14 protein-coding genes and 3 pseudogenes are annotated in these 16,777 nt (G+C 63.0%); 7 read left to right on the top strand and 10 right to left on the bottom strand.

The features are described from left to right. Nucleotides 1–272: 272 nt before the first annotated feature. A complete protein-coding gene (locus PQR54_RS07620) occupies nt 273–1,358 on the top strand; it encodes a TIGR03118 family protein (RefSeq protein ID WP_408244775.1) in 1,086 nt (361 codons plus the stop codon). Between the two features lie 61 nt (nt 1,359–1,419). On the opposite strand, the gene PQR54_RS07615 is transcribed toward PQR54_RS07620, so the two are convergent. From PQR54_RS07615 to PQR54_RS07605, 3 genes are all read right to left on the bottom strand, one after another. Next, the gene (locus PQR54_RS07615; protein ID WP_408244774.1) at nt 1,420–2,379 is read right to left on the bottom strand and encodes a hypothetical protein; all 960 of its coding nucleotides are present in this window, start codon (nt 2,377–2,379) and stop codon (nt 1,420–1,422) included. 440 nt (nt 2,380–2,819) lie between these two features. Continuing rightward, a complete protein-coding gene (locus tag PQR54_RS07610) occupies nt 2,820–4,184 on the bottom strand; it encodes a sigma-54 dependent transcriptional regulator (protein WP_408244773.1) in 1,365 nt (454 codons plus the stop codon). Between the two features lie 166 nt (nt 4,185–4,350). After that, entirely contained in the window at nt 4,351–5,526 is a 1,176-nt protein-coding gene (locus tag PQR54_RS07605; RefSeq protein WP_408244772.1) for an epoxide hydrolase family protein, read from the bottom strand. Nucleotides 5,527–5,673: 147 nt separating this feature from the next. Between PQR54_RS07605 and PQR54_RS07600 the strand changes: the two genes are divergently transcribed. After that, nucleotides 5,674–6,045, top strand: coding sequence for a CidA/LrgA family protein (locus PQR54_RS07600; protein ID WP_408244771.1), 372 nt, complete (start codon nt 5,674–5,676; stop codon nt 6,043–6,045). Next, on the top strand, nt 6,042–6,782 hold the full coding sequence (locus PQR54_RS07595; RefSeq protein ID WP_408244770.1) for an LrgB family protein: 741 nt from the start codon (nt 6,042–6,044) through the stop codon (nt 6,780–6,782). Before PQR54_RS07600 ends, PQR54_RS07595 begins: the two co-directional genes overlap by 4 nt. A gap of 89 nt (nt 6,783–6,871) precedes the next feature. On the opposite strand, the gene PQR54_RS07590 is transcribed toward PQR54_RS07595, so the two are convergent. Then, entirely contained in the window at nt 6,872–8,017 is a 1,146-nt protein-coding gene (locus tag PQR54_RS07590; RefSeq protein WP_408244769.1) for a porin, read from the bottom strand. Between the two features lie 541 nt (nt 8,018–8,558). On the opposite strand from PQR54_RS07590, the pseudogene surE reads away from it, so the two are divergent. Then, nucleotides 8,559–9,336 (top strand): annotated as a pseudogene (surE, locus tag PQR54_RS07585) (5'/3'-nucleotidase SurE). Nucleotides 9,337–9,382: 46 nt separating this feature from the next. Here surE and PQR54_RS07580 read toward each other — a convergent pair. After that, nucleotides 9,383–10,366: a DUF4148 domain-containing protein gene (locus PQR54_RS07580; RefSeq protein WP_408244768.1), complete on the bottom strand. Its 984-nt coding sequence runs from the start codon at nt 10,364–10,366 to the stop codon at nt 9,383–9,385. A gap of 324 nt (nt 10,367–10,690) precedes the next feature. Then, on the bottom strand, nt 10,691–11,590 hold the full coding sequence (locus tag PQR54_RS07575; protein ID WP_408244767.1) for a DMT family transporter: 900 nt from the start codon (nt 11,588–11,590) through the stop codon (nt 10,691–10,693). A 126-nt stretch (nt 11,591–11,716) separates the two neighbouring features. Between PQR54_RS07575 and PQR54_RS07570 the strand changes: the two are divergent. The 3 genes and pseudogenes from PQR54_RS07570 to PQR54_RS07560 form a co-directional block, all read left to right on the top strand. Then, nucleotides 11,717–11,818, top strand: a pseudogene (locus PQR54_RS07570) (PA14 domain-containing protein); the annotation flags it as partial. A 41-nt stretch (nt 11,819–11,859) separates the two neighbouring features. Beyond that, a pseudogene (locus PQR54_RS07565) lies at nt 11,860–12,324 on the top strand (trehalase family glycosidase); the annotation flags it as partial. Between the two features lie 122 nt (nt 12,325–12,446). Further along, complete coding sequence (locus PQR54_RS07560) at nt 12,447–13,034, top strand: alpha-ketoglutarate-dependent dioxygenase AlkB (RefSeq protein WP_408244766.1); 588 nt, start codon at nt 12,447–12,449, stop codon at nt 13,032–13,034. Nucleotides 13,035–13,128: 94 nt separating this feature from the next. Here PQR54_RS07560 and PQR54_RS07555 read toward each other — a convergent pair whose 3' ends face one another. The 4 genes from PQR54_RS07555 to PQR54_RS07540 all read right to left on the bottom strand — a co-directional run bounded on the left by PQR54_RS07555 (nt 13,129) and on the right by PQR54_RS07540 (nt 16,574). After that, a complete protein-coding gene (locus tag PQR54_RS07555; protein WP_408244765.1) occupies nt 13,129–13,857 on the bottom strand; it encodes a carbonic anhydrase in 729 nt (242 codons plus the stop codon). Nucleotides 13,858–13,976: 119 nt separating this feature from the next. Beyond that, nucleotides 13,977–14,612, bottom strand: a complete 636-nt coding sequence (locus PQR54_RS07550) for a carbonic anhydrase (protein ID WP_408244764.1) — start codon at nt 14,610–14,612, stop codon at nt 13,977–13,979. Between the two features lie 356 nt (nt 14,613–14,968). Further along, nucleotides 14,969–15,277 (bottom strand): DUF4148 domain-containing protein, encoded by a 309-nt coding sequence (locus PQR54_RS07545; RefSeq protein ID WP_408244763.1) that lies wholly within the window; start codon nt 15,275–15,277, stop codon nt 14,969–14,971. 145 nt (nt 15,278–15,422) lie between these two features. Next, nucleotides 15,423–16,574, bottom strand: a complete 1,152-nt coding sequence (locus tag PQR54_RS07540; RefSeq protein ID WP_408244762.1) for a porin — start codon at nt 16,572–16,574, stop codon at nt 15,423–15,425. Between the last annotated feature and the right edge of the window lie 203 nt (nt 16,575–16,777).

Below are 16,777 nucleotides of genomic sequence, written 5' to 3'. Positions count from 1 at the left end.
GGCAACAGCATCGACCGGCGTCACGGTTTTCTCCACAGCGGTCAGCAAAGCGGCAGCGCAATACGGCCCGTTTTCAAATAGGCCATCACGCGCCGCTGCCGCCTACCGTTTTGACGCTTTTCCACTGGCCCTGCTCAACCTGGAACAACGTGGCACCGCCCAACTCGCCGCTCCACATCGATCAAAAAAACTTCTCTGCCCAAGGAATAAAGCCGCGACGCCGTGCGTTCAATAGGCGCAATGACCATCGGTCATGACAGAGGGGTTCGGCCATGAAATCTGTGCTTAAGGTATTGGGCGTCGTCGTGGGCGGCGCGGCGTTGGTGAGTCTTGTCGCGTCGTGCGGCGGTTCCGATTCGGTCAATAACCAGTCGTTTACGTCGACGGCGCTCGTATCGGACGGCGCCGTCGCGGCGGCGCACACGGACCCGAATCTGAAAAACGCATGGGGCGTTGCGTTCAATCCAAAAGGCTTCGTCTGGGTGGCCGACAACGCCACTTCGCGGGCAACGCTCTATGACGGCAACGGCACGCCGCAATCGCTTGTCGTCAGCATTCCGAACGGAATCAACGGGCCGGCGAATCCGACCGGCATCGTGTTCAACGGCACGACAGATTTCGTCGTGACTCAGGGCGGCAAATCCGGCGTGGGCGCATTTATCTTTGCCGGCGAAGGCGGCACGATCACCGCGTGGGCGCCGGCGGTCGGGCCTACCAACGCCTTCGTCGTATTCGACAGCGGCAGCGCCGCCGCGGTCTACAAGGGCCTCGCGCTGGCCAGCAACGGCGGAGCCAACTTCCTCTACGCCGCCGACTTTCACAACAACAGAATCGACGTCTTCGACAAGAGCTTCGCGAAGGTATCGACGCCCGGCAAGTTCCAGGATGCGTCGCTCCCGGCGGGCTTCGCGCCGTTCGGCATTCAGGCGATCGGCGCAAAGCTCTTCGTGACCTACGCGAAACAGGACGCGGAGGCGCACGACAACGTCGACGGCGCCGGCCTCGGCTTCGTGGATGTCTACGACACGGCGGGCAACCTGCTGCAGCGTTTCGCCTCGGGGGGCGTGCTGAATGCGCCGTGGGGCATCACGCAGGCGCCGGCCAATTTTGGCCGCTTCAGTGGCGACGTGCTGATCGGCAATTTCGGCGACGGCACGATCAACGCCTTCGATCCGGCGAGCGGCCAGTCTCTCGGCGCCATCAACTTGCCCGACAACACGCCGTTCGTGCAGCACGGCCTGTGGGGGATCGCGTTCGGCAACGGGCTCAGCAATCAGCCGGTCAATACGCTGTTTTTCGCCGCCGGGCCAAATGACGAAGCGAACGGCGTCTATGGACGTATCGACGTGAAAAACTGACAGAGGAACGGCCGTTGCGGGCGCTCGCCGCCATGCGTGGGTGACTTGCGCGGCGGCCTCTTCACGCCGCGCAGCGCATGCGCGCCGCGAGCCGCTCCACGTTCAGCATCCTCACGATCCGCTTCACCGCGTGACGCACGCGGCCACGCAAATGCGCCGCGCGCATGGTGCGCCAGAAGCGGTCCGGCGCGAAGTCGTCGAAGCGCGCTTCTTTTTCGAGCAGCGCCTTGCCGCCGGGTAAATGGACGAACGAACAGCAGCGGAACCAGCGCAAATCCCGATAGTTGTTGCCGGCCCAATGGCGCCCCACAGCCTGATACGCCCCGACTTCGATCAGCACTTGTCCTTCGTCGCTGAGCGCATTGAGCGCGGCCGAGATGAACGCTTCGTCGCCGTGATGCCGCAGACGCTCGCTTTCGCTGAGATAGCGTGCGTAACTGGCTCGGGCGCGCGGCATTAGCCGGCGCAACGCGGCGGGTGTCGCGATCAGAAATTCGCCGCCGTACCAGCGCGGATTCATCAGGCGCCGGTCGGCCACGATTTCCAGATCCGCGACCACGCGCTCGCTGCCGTAAGCCGGAAAAACCTGATCCGAAATATCGAAGACACCGAGGCCGGCTTGCGCGCATCGTTCGATCAGATCGGGGTCGAGCGGCAGCAGCGCCACCATGTCGGCGTCGAGCAGCAACATCATCGTGTCGGCGGGCAGGCTCTCCGCAACCTGGTCCATCAGGTCGAGTTTGAAATGCGCGGCGTAGAACGGCGTGTTCTTCGGCAACTCGATCGTCGCGGTGAGCGGCGTCACGACCGGGCGATGCTCCGTCGGCACAGGTTCGAGCCGGCGCGCGACCAGCTCCGGCGCGTTGGTCATGATCGTCAAGGTCGGCAGGCCCACGCGCCGCAAGCTGTTATTCAGGCAGATCGCCTGACTCACATACGAGAGCGGATCGCGATTCGTCGAGTTGGGACCCGGCTTCGCATCGACATCGACATAAACGAGAGTGCACGGAAAAAGATTCACGTTGCTCCTCAGCACGCGTGAGCGACGGATCGCCTTTTGAGCGATGCCGTGACTGCCGGAGGTTGATCCACATGTTCTTGCCTGGGGCGCGGAAGCACCCGCAAGGTGCGCGACGTATGAAAATCGCGAATCGTGCCGTCGTGGCGTCACAATCGAGCCGGGCACGCTGATCTGCGGCGATGGAGTCGGATGAACCGGGGCGCAGGCATCAGTGTTGGTCTATCGTTTCATGTCCTTGCATCGCCTTTCCGCCAAAACGCAGAGCGATTGACGTAGCGCTGTCGCACGCTCATGCAAACCATCGGCATCGCGCAATAATTGCGGATTCGTTATTCAGCGTCGCGCATAACTTACTCATTGCGCGTGTGTCGATACGCTTGCGATTGGCTGACACATCATTTGCATGCCTACGCGTTCGCAACTTCGCGACAGACAAAGCGCTATTCCGCCACGTCCGGTTCATCGCCGTAGCGCATGCCATGTGAAGTCAGCAGACGGTAAAGCGTGGTGCGCGAGATGCTGAGCTCGCGCGCGGCGTCGCCGGGGCGGCCGCGATGGCGCAGCAGTGCGAGCTCGATTGCCTGGCGTTCGGCGGTTTCGCGCGCCCGCGCGAGCGTCACGGGCACGGCCGTGACATAGCTCGACAGTTCGAGGTCGTCCGCGGTGATGGTGCGCGCCTCCGTCATCACGATCGCGCGCCGAACCCGGTTGATCAACTCCCGCACGTTGCCGGGCCAGTCGTATCGATGCATCGCCGTGATCGCGTCCGGCGCGAAGCCGTAGAGGCGGCGGCTCGCGTCCTTGCGGTAGCGGTCCAGCGTGTAGAGCGCGAGCAGTTCGATGTCCTTGCCGCGCGCGCGCAGCGGCGGCTCGTCGATCCGCAGCACGCACAGGCGGTGGTACAGGTCCGCGCGAAAGCGGCCGTCTTCGATCGCCGCTTCCATATCGACGTGAGTCGCGGAGATGATGCGCACGTCGACATCGATCGAGCCGTCGCCACCTAACCGATTGATCGTGCTGTCCTGCAGAAACCGCAGCAGGCTCGCTTGACTCTCGAATGGCAGATCGCCGATTTCGTCGAGAAACAGCGTGCCGCCATTCGCTGCTTCGACGCGACCGACCCGGCGTTGATTCGCGCCGGTGAACGCGCCGCGCTCGTAGCCGAACAATTCGGATTGCAGCAACTGCGCGGGAATCGCGCCGCAATTGATGGCGACGAACGGCGCGTCGCGGCGCGGCGAACGCGCGTGAATCGCTGCCGCGGTCAGTTCCTTGCCGGTGCCGGATTCGCCGGAGATGAAAACGGGCGCATTGGTCGTCGCAACTTTGCGAACCGCCCGGAACAGCGCGTACATGGCATCGCACGTGCCGATCATCTGGCCTTCGGCGGTGGACGTGCCGACACAGGCGGGCTCGCCGAGTGAAATCATGCCGCAGGCGTGGCCCACGGTGTCGACGATCCGCTCATTCGCAGCGGGGAGTGTCACGTAGTCGAAGCAGTAGTCGCGCACCAGCCGGCGCGTGCTCGCGTCGTCGAGGTGCGTGGCGGCCGCCATCGCCACCCAGCCGATGTTGGGCATGGCGAGACAGGCTTCCAGCGCGGCGGCCTCGCGTGGCTCGAACACGCTCGACAGATCGACGAGACCGCCCGCCAGCGAGCCGTCGTGCGCGAATTGCCGGACTGCACGCACCGAGCCGACGACCTCGACGTCCCACTCGCGCTCCCGAAAGCTCGCCAGCAGTCCCGGCGCGGGATCGCGTGTGAAGTAGATCACGCGTCGCGTGATGGCTTTGGTCTTCTGCATCGTCGTTTCTTGTTTGTCCCGCAGCACCTGCCCTGAACCGTATTGCGAAGAGACGCCTCGCCGCTGCGGTGTTCCGGTGAATCCGTGCGACCTTCAAATCATACGTGCTGGCGTGAGGACGGCGGCACGGTCTGAACAAATTTAATAGTTCAACCGTGACCGCTATTTATACGATCTGTTGTCTAGACAAATCGCGCAGCGGCCGGAAGAACTGTCGAATTTCCTCGGCGAGCAGACCGGGCTTTTCCATTGCGGCGAAATGTCCGCCGGCCGGCATGTCGGCCCATTGCACGACGTCGAACGTTCTTTCGAGCCAACTGCGCGGCGGATGATTGATCTCCTTCGGAAAGTGCGCGAAGCCGACCGGCGGCGCGACGCGTTGTCCTTCGGCGAAACGCATCGGCTGCAAGCGGTTTTCCCAGTACATCTGGATCGCCGGGCCGATACACTGCGTGTACCAGTAAAGCGAGATGTTGGTCAGCAGATCGTCTTTCGAAAACACACGCTCCACGTCGCCTTCGCAATCGCTCCATGCGCGAAACTTCTCGCCGATCCATGCAGCGAGTCCCACCGGTGAGTCGTTGAGCGATGCAGCCAGCGTTTGCGGCTTGGTGCTGTGCATGTGCGCATAGCCGCCCTCCTGCGCGGCCCACTCGTTTTTCTCCCGCAAGAAATTTTCCTCGGCCGGCGTAAGCGGTTTTTGCGCCGCGCCGATGGCCGGCTCATACGAGCTCGGCAGGAAGTTGAGATGAATGCCTCCGACGGCTTGCGGATGCCGCGCGGCGAGCGCGATCGACACGCCCGCGCCGAGATCGCCGCCTTGCGCGCCGAAGCGCTCATAGCCGAGGCCTCGCATCAGCGAGGCCCACAAATCGGCCACTTGCCATGCGGATGTGCCGGGTTGCGCGGGCGCCTGCGAAAACGCGAAACCGGGCAGCGACGGCACGACGACATCGAACGCATCGGCAGGATCGCCGCCGGACGCCGCCGGGTCGCATAAGCGCTGGAGCAACGCGTGAAACTCGAAGAACGAGCCGGGCCAGCCATGGGTGATCACGAGCGGATACGGCGCCGGCCCTACACCGCGCCGATGGACGAAATGCACGCGCTGCCCTTGTACATCGGCGAGAAATTGCGGCTGCTGATTCAAGCCGCGCTCGGCTGCGCGCCAGTCGAAACGCTCGGCCCAATACTCAGCCAGTTCGCGCAGCCATGTGGCATCGGCGCCCTGTTGCCAGGCTGCTGACGGCGTCGCTGGTGCCCAGCGGGTCGCGCGAATACGCCGGCGAAGATCGTCGATCTCGTGGTCGTCGATTGCAATCTGAAATGGTTGTATCTGCATGGCAACTCGTCCGCGACGGTATGTTGGTTGACGTGCGCATCTACCTCATACAGCAAAGACCGCGCCTCGCTCGGGCAGCGAGCCGGCACGAGGCACTCCGCATGGTACACAATGGCGCATTTTCCGTTTCGCGTTCTGGAGACTGCCATGCTTCAAGCGCTTGCCGCCCTGCTCACTTTTCAGTGCCTCGGCGAAGGTGTGTCGTACGTGTTCCATTTGCCCGTGCCGGGTCCGGTGATCGGCATGCTGCTGTTGTTCGGCTTCCTCATGCTGCGCCCACAAACCGCCGATGCTATCGAGCCGACCGCGCTCGAATTGCTCCGCCATCTGTCCTTGCTGTTCGTTCCAGCGGGTGTCGGGATCATGGTGTCGGCGAGCCGGATTCGCGGCGACGCAGTCGCGGTGATCGTCTCCATCGCGGTCAGCACGACGCTCGCGATTGCGGTGGCCGCGCTCGTCACGCGCGCGTTGATGCGCCGCCAGCGCCATGAGCCCTCCGCGACGGAGTCCGCGTCATGACCGCCATTCCTAAGCTCGGCGCCATCTGGGTATATCTCGCCGCGAGTCCCTTGCTCGGGCTGACGATCACGCTGATCGCCTACCTCATCGCCCAGACGATCTACGCGAAGGCGCGCTTCAATCCGCTTGCCAACCCCGTGCTGATCGCGGTGGCGCTGCTGGTCGTGCTGCTCGAGATCACCGGCACGCCGTATGCGACGTACTTTGAAGGCGCGCAATTCGTTCACTTTCTGCTGGGCCCCGCGACCGTGGCGCTCGCGCTGCCGCTCTACCGGCAATGGCCGAAGCTGCGCCGCTCCGCGTTGCCGCTGATCGGCGGGCTCGTCGCGGGATCGTTGACGGCCATCATTTCCGCAGTCGGCGTGGCGGCGCTGTTCGGCGCGTCGCATCAAACGCTCGCGTCGCTCGCACCCAAATCGGCGACCACGCCGATCGCGATGGCGGTCGCTTCGGAGATCGGCGGCATTCCGTCGTTGACCGCCGTGCTCGTCATTTCGACCGGCGTATTCGGCGCCGTATTCGCGCGTGCGATTCTCAACGCGCTGCGCATCGCCGAACCCGAGGTGCGCGGTTTCGCGCTGGGCATCGCGTCACATGGCATCGGCACGGCGCGCGCGTTTCAGGTGAGCGAGGAAATGGGCGCGTTCGCCGGCCTCGGCATGGGCCTGAACGGTGTGTTCACCGCGTTCGTCGTACCGGTGTTGATGCCGCTCGCGGCGCGCTGGCTGACGGGCTGACGCGCTGACGGGCTGATCGACATCATCGCAGCAACAGAAAGGCCCGCAAATTGCGGGCCTTTCTACTGCGTGCTGCTCAAACCGTCCGCTTAGAAGCGGTGGCGGATACCCACCGTGCCGACCACTTGCGAGTCGGTCGACGAAGCGCTCACGCCGACGATGTCAGCCGTGATACCCGAGTTGCCCGTGCTGCCGACATGCTGATAAGCCGCTTCAGCATAGACGTCGGTGCGCTTGGACAACGCATAGTCCGTCTGCAACGTGATCTGATGATACTTCGGGCTGGCGCCGTCGAGACGCGCGTCCGTGAACGTATAAGCGCCCGACACGGTCCATGCCGGTGTGAACGCGTAACGGCCGTTCACTTCATAGTTCGTGAAACGTGCGCTGCCGCTGTTCAGCGTCAAGCCGCTCGTCGTGCCCGATGCGCTCGAGCCGATCGCCGTCGCGCCATTCAACTGCGTTTGCGTGAACACGAGCCCGACGTTGGCCGCGCCGAACGCATAGTTGACGCCCGCGCCATAGGTGCGTTGACGCGCCGCGTTGAAGGTGGAGTCGCCGCTTGCCACGGCGCCGCTCGTGTTGGTGCTCGAACCGCCGCCGTTCAGTTGCAGATAGCCTGCCGCAACCTTCAGGCCGCCGAACACATACGATGCACCGACGCTATAGGCGCGGCTGTCCGCGAAGCCGCCCGCTTCATTCGAGAAGCCATACAGCGCGCCGACCTTGAAACCGCCGTAATTGACGCTCTGGAACTTCACGGCATTGTTGATACGCACCGAGTTGTTCAGGTTGTCGTTGTCGTACGGATGCGAGGCGAGCGTGCCGCCGTATTGCGTGCCGTTCAGCGCGAGCGGGCCGAGATAGTCGACCACGCTGTCGTACTGGCGGCCGAGCGTGACCGCGCCGTACTGGTCGCTCGACAGGCCGACGAACGCCTGGCGGCCGAACTCGCGGCTGTTCTGACCCAACTTGCCGGTCGAGAGGTTGAAGCCGTTTTCGAGGACGAAGATCGCCTTCAGGCCGCTGCCCAGATCTTCCGAACCGCGCAGGCCCCAGCGGTTGCCGTTCAGCATGCCGCTCGCTTGCTGGAAGTTGCTGCTGCCACCCGAATTGCTGGTGTAGGTCAGCCCGGTGTCGATCAGGCCGTACAGCGTGACCGAGCTTTGTGCGTGAGCGGCACTCGCGGTGCCGATAAGAGCGAGCGAGAGGCTCGACAGGACGAATTTGTTCATTGGTTTCTCTCCTAACTCGAATAGCGAATGCTATCGAGCGGCGGAGAATAGCCCACAAAGCGAAAGACTGTTTTTCAGTTAATTACAGCGTTGTGTTTATGCGACGTCGGATAATTTTAGCTTTCCGATCATTTCGCTTTATATGGAATTTTGCGTTGTAGACGCCGCGAAAATGAAATGGGGCGTACTCCTCTCGCGAGTACGCCCCAAGTGCCTGATTTGATAACGCTCCCGGAGAGCCAGACGGGCGAATAATAGCACGCCACCCTGACCCGTACAGATCGCAAATCTCAATTTTCGATTGCATATAATTTCCGCCCGAGAGAGTAAGTAATAAGGCGTCAGCAATGGAAATCAATTCAGCAATTATTGCTCGAATCGCAATTACTCTTTTCTTATTTTAAAAGGCTTCAAAAAAGCGCGTAAAGCAGATTGTCTCAGTCGGATAAAAGCGCTGGGCGGATTGCATCGAGGCACGAGTTGGCCGATGGCTGGATAATGACGCATCCCTTCCCCTACCCACCCAGAGGAGTTTGCCGCGATGTCTGCCTACGAATCCAAAGTGCCGCGAGTACTGTTGACGAACGACGACGGTATCGACGCCCGGCCTCGCCGTACTCGAAGCCGTGGCCGCCGAGCTCGCGCATGAAGTCTGGGTGGTTGCGCCCGAGCACGATCAGAGCGGCACGTCGCATTCGATCAGCCTGCATTCGCCGTTGCGCGTGAGCCGCCAGGGCGAGCGGCGTTTCGGCGTGGCCGGCACGCCCGGCGATTGCGTCGTGATGGGCGTGCGCCATCTGATGCGCGACACGCCGCCCACGCTGATTCTTTCCGGCATCAATCGCGGCGGCAATCTCGGTGTGGAAACGATGTTTTCAGGCACCGTCGGCGCCGCCATGACGGGCCTGCTGCTCGGCTTGCCGTCGTTCGCGCTGAGCCAGACTTTCAGCAATCGCGACAACGTGCGCTGGGACACCGCGCGCGCACTCGCGCCCGGCGTGATCCGTCAGTTGCTTGCAATCGAGCAGGCGGCGCCCACGTGCCTGAACATCAACTTTCCCGATGTCGACGCGGCACTTGCCGGTCCGCTCACGCCGACTCGCCAGGGCGTTGGACTTGTCGAAGATATCGACGTGTTGCCGCAGGTCGATCCGCGCGGCATGGCGTATCACTGGTTGCGCTTTCAACGCGGCGCACGCGCGAACGATCCCGATAGCGAGACGGCCGTGGTGGCGTCGGGGCGCGTGTCGGTCACGCCGCTTGCTTTCGATCGCACCGACGAGCCCACCTTCGCGCGGCTCGCTGCTTCGCTGAGTTGAAACTGTGACCGGCGCTTCTGCCAGGCGCCGGTCGGTTTGCCCGGCGTTACGGACGCGGCGCGGCGGTGAGACTCGGCGCCCCGCCCGGCCCCGCGGGGTCGGGATTGCCGAACGCGGGAAGGCTGCCGTTTTGCCGGGCACGGGCGATTTCGGCGCGCACCTGCGAGCGTGTTTTTGGGCCGTCGTCCGTTCTCGCCACCGTGCCGCCGGACGGCATGGCTTGCACCAACGGCGGTGACGACAGCGTGGCTTGCGTGGTCAGCTCGGCTTGCGGCTCCGTCGGCACTGTTGAAACCACCGGCGGTTTCTGCGGTGCTTGCTGGACCAGCGGCGGCGTCACGACGCCCGGTGCGCTGCTCGCGCTCTGCACCGCTTTCAGCCCGGCCTGCATAGATGAAGGTTGCCTCGCCATAGCCGTTCCATCGCTGACCGGCGTTCTCGCGCCCGGCGCGCTATTGCTGTCGACGCTCGCTACCAGGTTGTCCAACGCCGCCTGACTCTTCGCATAGCTCGTCTCGCGGTTCGTCTCGCGGTGCGTCTCTTCGCGGGCCACAGCGCGGCTTTCACGCGACCGGCCATGTTTCGCCGACGAAGACATCCGCATCGGCTTCGCAGCCGGTTGCGGCGTCTTCTCGACTCGCGCCGTGTTCACTGCGCGCAGCTCGTTATCCGCGCGCGCCTGCACTTCCTTTTGCAACGCGCGCACCTGATCGTCGTCCTGATGAGCGGAACGGACCGCGTCCAGTTGCGCCTGCGCGGCGGCAAGATCGTTGCGTTGCAGACTATTGCGCGCCGCCTGCAGGCTGCTGGCCGAAGCACTGCTCGAATCGTCGCGGGCGGTGACCGGAGCGGATATGACCGCGCCGCTGATAGTGTCGCCGCGCGTGCGGTAAGCCGCCGCATCACCTCGCGCGGAACCGAATTCGTCCGTCGACTGCCAGGGTCTGCCGGCCTGCGACACATACGCAGCGATTGCAACAGCGCTGATTACAAGACTTGCGAAAACGATCTTCCTGAGTTCGCTATACATGACGTCTTTCCCTTCCAGTCGTGTTACGTGCGCGTCCGCGGCTTCGCAAACATGCGCTGATTCATCGGAAGGTTAGCGGCGAATGTGTCTATCCGACGCCGCTACGATGACCGCGAGTTCGGCCGATCAAGTTACGTACGTGAGGCGCACGGGAACTGGATGCGCTCATTTTCTATTTATATTCTTCAGGCGTCGAATCGTCGGATTGCGCATGCCACCTTGGCCGAAAAAGCCAGTTTCAACGTGTATTTCTTCCCGACGATGGTTGGAACTACCAGGCAATCCGGCAAGACCGGACCGTACTCGCGGATTCACCACACGTATCTAAACGAGCGGCCCTTCTTGCTGCTTCCCACGCATCGCAACGGCAATCGAACTGCCGACAATCAATGCAATGCCGAGCAGCGACATGGCGCCGATGGTCTCGCCCCACGCCACATAACCGAACAGCGCCGCCCACACGATGCTCGTGTAGTTGTACGGCGCGAGCGCGCCGGCATCGGCCTGGCGAAACGCCATGGTCATCAGCAATTGCCCGGCCGTTGCGAAGCCGCCGAGCAAGGCCATCACCCCGAGCGCCTGGAGCGTGGGCGCGCGCCACGCGAAAAACAGCGAAGCGCTGGTGACGAGCGTGCCGATCACCGTGAAATACAGCACCGTCGTGCCCGAATCGTCCGAGGCGCGAATGCGCTTGATCTGAATGATCGATAGCGCGCCGAAGAAGGCGCTCGACATCAGCAGGACAGGACCGAGCCAACTCGAATGCGAGCCGTCCGGACGCACCACGAACAGCACGCCGGCAAAGCCGACCGCGGCGGCGAGCGCATCGCGCGGCTTCAACGCTTCCTTCAGCAACAGCGGCGCGAGCACGATCACCAGCAAAGTCTCCGAGTAGACGATCGCCACCGCTTCACTGAGCGGCATGTACGGCAAACCGGCGAAGAAGAGTCCCGACGCGCCGAGCAACGTCAGCGCGCGAAGGGTCTGCCCGCGCACGTCCATGTGTCGGATCCGCTCGACGATCGGCTTGCCGCGCAGGCACACCGCGACAGCCGGCACCAGGCCGAACAGCATCCGAAAGAACGTCACTTCGTTGGCCGGATAAGCGAGCGCCACGGATTTGGCGAGCGCATCGACCAGCGCGAAACAGAACATCGACACAAGGATCAGCGCAACGCTGCGCAGGGGCACGGCGCTCGTGCGGACGGCGGTGATGGGCGGCATGGACTTTCCTGGGAGTGCGCGAAACGACGCGTCGCCCCGGTCTCGCGTGCCGGCTGCGCGGCTCGCACCGGTGGAAAACGGATTATGCCTGCGGCGCCGTGAAGGATCGACGCAACGAACTACGGTGTGCGTTGGACGGGCTCTTTTCAGGCGGCGCAGAACGGCCTCTATACGTTCTCGATCGACAGCGATAACGTTGCGCGCCGGTGGATCAACGGCGTGAAAATCATCGACAAGAAGACCTCGGCGCATGCCACCGTCAGTGTCCCAACGGCTATTACGGCGACTATGACTGGCAACTTGCCAAGCCGCGCGACAACAAGACGGCGGCGATGGTGTTTCCGCTGTTCGTCGGCGCGGCGTGGCCGGATCGCGCGCTCAGGACGGCGAAGCAGGTGCAGTCCACCTTGCTGCAACCGGGCGGCCTCGTCACGACGACCTACAACACGACGCAGCAGTGGGACGCGCCGAACGGCTGGGCGCCGCTGCACTGGGCCGCCATTCAGGGCTTGAAGCGTTATGGGCAGGACGCGCTCGCGCAACAGATCGGCACGCGCTTTCTTACCGACGTGAAAGGCGTCTATGCGTCCGATCAGAAACTGGTCGAGAAGTACGTGGTGGAAGGCGCGGGAACGGGTGGCGGCGGAGGTGGCGAATATCCGCTGCAGGACGGCTTCGGCTGGACCAATGGCGTGACGCTCAAGCTGCTCGACCTGTATAGCCCGGGCGAGTGAGTCTGCACGGAGGGCGGTTCCACGTCAGGGCAGCCCATAACACTGTATAAAAACACAGTATAATGGCTGCCCGAGCCGCCCTTCGTTTTCCGACCGCGCGGCACCTAGTCCACGTCGGAATCATGGTGTCCCAGCAAGCCCTATTCGCGCCCGAGCCCGTAGCCCTTCTCCATGACGAAAAAGGCGGCATCCGCTATTTGCCCGAGTCGATCCCGGCTGCCAAGGCGCAAGCGTGGTTCGAGACGGCGCTGCGCAATGTCGGCTGGCTCAGTCAGCAGCGCATGATGTACGACCGTGAAGTCGCCGTGCCGCGTCTGCTCGCCACCTTCGCACGCGACGCTGGCGATCTGCCCGCGCCGCTTGATGAAGCATTCGAAGCCGTGCGCGCGCTCGTGGGCGCGCCGTTCAATCGCGTCGGTCTCAATCTCTATCGCGACGGCGGCGACAGCGTCGCGCCGCACAGCGACAAGACGGAGAAGCTGGTGCCCGCTCAGCCGATCGCCATCATTTCGCTCGGCGCGAGCCGCCGCATGTCCATCAGGCCAAAGGCGGGCGCCGGCGCCGGACGCATCGTGCATGTCGAACTGGAGCCCGGCAGTTGTCTGGTCATGAGCTATGCGTCGCAATTCACGCATGAGCACGGCATTCCCAAGCTGGCCGGCGTAACGGAGCCGCGCATCAGCCTCGCGTTTCGCTGCTTCAGCGGTTGACGAACGCGAGCAGCGGTTCGGGCTTAACGGCTTCGAACCGCCCATTCCGGACATGCACGGAATCAGTCGGCGTGACATCCAGGCGAGAGGCGCGTCAGAGCAACGTGACCTTCCCCGTCGCCAGATCGTAGATACCGCCGACAATCTTGACCTTCCCGCTCTTCACATACGGCCCGATCATCGGTCGGGATACGATCAGCCGGTTGGCATTCAACCTGACGTTTTCGATCGTGGTTTGCATGACGAGATCTTCGCCTCGATCTCCTTTCGCCACTTTCGCCATCTGCATGGCGGGCTTGATCGCGCGAACCAGTTCGGGCAGATGGCCGGGCAAATGAACGCCATCCTTGAGCGCCTTGACGGTAGCGGTCACCGCGCCACACTGCGTATGCCCGAGCACCATGATGAGCGGCACGCCGAGGAACTCGACGCCGTATTCGAGGCTCGCGAGAATATCGTCGTTGACGAAATTGCCGGCCACGCGCACCACGAACAGATCGCCCGGTCCCTGATCGAAGGCAAGCTCCGGCGCGACCCGCGAATCCGCGCAGCCTACGATCGCGGCAATCGGATACTGCGCCGAAACACGCGCCGCGCGGTCAGCAGAATAGTCCTTGTTTGAAGGGGTATTCGCGGCGTAGCGGGCGTTGCCTTGCATCAGGCGGTCGAGCGCTTCAGAAGGTGGAATCGAATTCGGCGCATTCGCGGACACGGGTTCCGCCGCCACCGCAACGCGCTGCGACAAACCCGCCAGCGTGATCGACGATGCACCGGCCAGCAGCAGATTGCGCCGCATGGGGGAAGACAGATGACGGCCGCACATGGCTCGCCTCCTATGTCATGAGCAACGCCCCCAGCGGTGCCGTTCGAGCCGGCATGAGCCGTGAAAGTTGGCCGCGCACGCGACGTCTCATCGTGCGCCTCTCACGTTCAAACATCAAGTTAGACGGCGTAGATGTCCGGGTTGTCCACTAGCGGCAAGAATTTGCCGCTAGCTCCGTCGAGCGCGAGCATCGTGCCGCTTTCGATATCGAAGATCCAGCCGTGCAGCCGCAGCGCTTTGTTCGCGAGCCCGACTGCCACCGAAGGATGCGTGCGGATGTTCGCAAGTTGCGCAATCACGTTGTCCTTGACCAGCGCGGAAAGGCACTCGGCGTCCGAATGGTAAGTGCGTGATGCGTTGATGGCCTTGGCCGCATCCGCGTGACGCAGCCAACCCGCCACCGCCGGCAGATGGTCGAGATTCTTGCAGGTCGAGATCGCCGTCATCGCGCCGCAATTGGAGTGGCCGCAAATCACGATGTCGCGCACGCCCAGCACGGCCACGGCGTACTCGACGGTCGCCGACACGCCGCCCGGCTCCGGGCCATAAGACGGCACGATGTTGCCCGCATTGCGGATCACGAAAAGCGAACCGGGTTCGGTCTGCGTCAGCAACTCCGGCACGACACGGCTATCCGAGCACGTCACGAAAAGCGTACTGGGACTTTGCGCCATCGACAGACGCTTGAACAATGCGCTTTGCTGCGGAAAGACTTCGCGTTGAAAGCGGATGAGACCTTCGATGATTTCCTGCACGGTTGTTCTCCAGATAAATCGAAGCCTGAGCCTGCAGTGCTCACGATAATATGAAACCCGCGAGCATACATGCGATCTATTGGCGCGACTATACCGCAGCCTCAACCGCTCCGCGAACTGGACAAACATGCAGGGCGCGAGCGCCGCCGAGGCGCCGTCGTCAGAACATTTTCACGCATGCGCGGCGAAATAAAAAAAGCCCCGGCTGTCACCAGCCGGGGCCAACTCTCTCGCTCGCACACCGGAAACCGTGCGTGCCTGACTACTTTACCGATACCGCCGAAGCGGATATATACGCCATGCTGGAAGAGTCCCTTCCAGCGCGGCCCGCCCCACACTACGCGCGGCCCGTGGGATCAACGGCTATACATCGAATTCCAGTCGGCGGCGGACACAGCCGGGCGGCCACTTTGCGACGAACCCGCCACGCTGCCGCCATAGCCGCTGGTCTCACCGCTGCGCGCGGCGACGCGCGCTTGCGCGGCCTGAATCGCTTCCGGGTAGCGCGCCTGATCGCCGTCGCCGACGTGATAGCCGGCCGCTTGCAGTTGAACCAGTTCCGCGCGCACCTGCTCGCGCGTGATGCCGGAATTCGATTGGGCGAATACAGTGGCCGAAGCAGCCAGCGAAGCGACGATAACGACAGCCTTGATGAGGGACTTCATGATAGAAACAACCTCCGATAATTGGTGATCGGCGGCGCTTCGAATCACTGTTCGCGCCACCGTTGAATTCAATATAGGCGCCGATTCCCCAGAGAATAATGGCCGCCCGTCGAAGGGATTGTTCCTGAATCTGGAGAAATCACGCTCAGAAGCGCGTGCGGATCCCCACCGTGCCGACCACCTGATTACCCGTCGACGACGCGCCGCCCGCCGTGTTGATAAACGCGGTGTAGCCCTTGCCGCTCACGTGCTGATACATCGCTTCGGCATACACGTCGGTGCGCAACGACAGCGCATAGACGGCCTGCAGGTTCACCTGATTCCATTTCGGATCCGAGCCGAAGCTCGAGGTGCCGCCCACATGCACGTCCGTATACGTGTAGGCCGCGCCAAGGCTCAGCGCGGGCGTCACGGCGTACTTGCCGTTCACTTCGTAGTTATCGAAGCGCATCGAGCCATGCGTGGCGCCGAACGACGCGGTGTTCTCGAACTGGCTATGCGTATAGACGAAGCCCGCCGTCACGGGACCGAAACCATAGCTCAACGCGGCGCCGGCGGTGCGCTGCACATCGGCGCCGAGCTGGAAGCCGCCCGTGCTGTTGGCGGCGGATTCGCCGAGATCGACCGCGCCGGCCGTGTTGGCGGTCGAGTTCGAACCGTTGATCTGCAAATAGCCGGCAGCCGCCTTGAACGGACCGTTGGCGTAGCTCACGCCCGCGCTATAGGCACGATTGACCGCGGAATCCGTGTTGTTCGAGAACGCGTACATGCCGCCGAACTTCAGACCGGCGTAGTTCGCGCTCGTGTACTTCACGGCGTTGCTCATGCGCACCGAGTGATTCAGATTGTCGTTGTCGAACGGATGCGCGAAACCGGTATCGCCGAACGTGCCCGCCGTGCCGGAGAGCGGCGCGACGAAATCGACCAGCGAATCGTACTGGCGGCCCAGCGTGAATGTGCCGTACTGCTTGCTGCTCAAGCCGACAAACGCCTGACGGCCGAACAGCCGGTTGTTCTGGCCGAGCTTGCCGTTCTGCACGTTGTAGCCGTTCTCCAGCACGAAGATCGCCTGCAATCCGCCGCCGAGATCTTCCGCGCCGCGCAAGCCGAAGCGGCTGCCGTTGATGTTGCCGCTCGTCGCCTGAACCAGGGCGCCCTGCGAACCGCCCTTCTTCACGTTGTTGGTGTACATCACCCCGGCGTCGATGAGGCCGTACAGCGTGACTGAACTTTGCGCATGCGCCGTGGCGGCGGCAAGTCCTGCGAACGCCGCGACCGCGGCGGAAATCTTTTTCACGTCAATGCTCCTGCGTAGCTGGAATGTCGGGTTGAACAGCGACGCGAGTATAGAAACGCGGGCATCGAGAACGAATGCCCGTGCTCTGGAGCAGTCCTTTATGGAATCTGGAAGAATCCGTCATCTAAACGCAGCAATCGCGATGCGCCGCGCTTCGACGAGGTATTTTGAAAGCTGAAGACGCGCGACCATGGGTCTGCGCG

The sequence above is a fragment of the Paraburkholderia phytofirmans genome, assembly GCF_046028095.1.
Classification (GTDB): Bacteria; Pseudomonadota; Gammaproteobacteria; order Burkholderiales; family Burkholderiaceae; genus Paraburkholderia; species Paraburkholderia phytofirmans_A.
This window is presented reverse-complemented; position numbering and strand designations above follow the sequence as displayed.

What these genes read in the sequence shown, in the direction of transcription:
- PQR54_RS07620 (WP_408244775.1), top strand. Translation starts at nt 273, where the DNA reads ATGAAATCTGTGCTTAAGGTATTGGGCGTCGTCGTGGGCGGCGCGGCG.
- PQR54_RS07595 (WP_408244770.1), top strand. Translation starts at nt 6,042, where the DNA reads ATGACCGCCATTCCTAAGCTCGGCGCCATCTGGGTATATCTCGCCGCG.
- PQR54_RS07575 (WP_408244767.1), bottom strand. Translation starts at nt 11,590, where the DNA reads ATGCCGCCCATCACCGCCGTCCGCACGAGCGCCGTGCCCCTGCGCAGC.
- PQR54_RS07590 (WP_408244769.1), bottom strand. Translation starts at nt 8,017, where the DNA reads ATGAACAAATTCGTCCTGTCGAGCCTCTCGCTCGCTCTTATCGGCACC.
- PQR54_RS07560 (WP_408244766.1), top strand. Translation starts at nt 12,447, where the DNA reads ATGGTGTCCCAGCAAGCCCTATTCGCGCCCGAGCCCGTAGCCCTTCTC.
- PQR54_RS07610 (WP_408244773.1), bottom strand. Translation starts at nt 4,184, where the DNA reads ATGCAGAAGACCAAAGCCATCACGCGACGCGTGATCTACTTCACACGC.
- PQR54_RS07545 (WP_408244763.1), bottom strand. Translation starts at nt 15,277, where the DNA reads ATGAAGTCCCTCATCAAGGCTGTCGTTATCGTCGCTTCGCTGGCTGCT.
- PQR54_RS07555 (WP_408244765.1), bottom strand. Translation starts at nt 13,857, where the DNA reads ATGTGCGGCCGTCATCTGTCTTCCCCCATGCGGCGCAATCTGCTGCTG.
- PQR54_RS07605 (WP_408244772.1), bottom strand. Translation starts at nt 5,526, where the DNA reads ATGCAGATACAACCATTTCAGATTGCAATCGACGACCACGAGATCGAC.
- PQR54_RS07580 (WP_408244768.1), bottom strand. Translation starts at nt 10,366, where the DNA reads ATGTATAGCGAACTCAGGAAGATCGTTTTCGCAAGTCTTGTAATCAGC.
- PQR54_RS07600 (WP_408244771.1), top strand. Translation starts at nt 5,674, where the DNA reads ATGCTTCAAGCGCTTGCCGCCCTGCTCACTTTTCAGTGCCTCGGCGAA.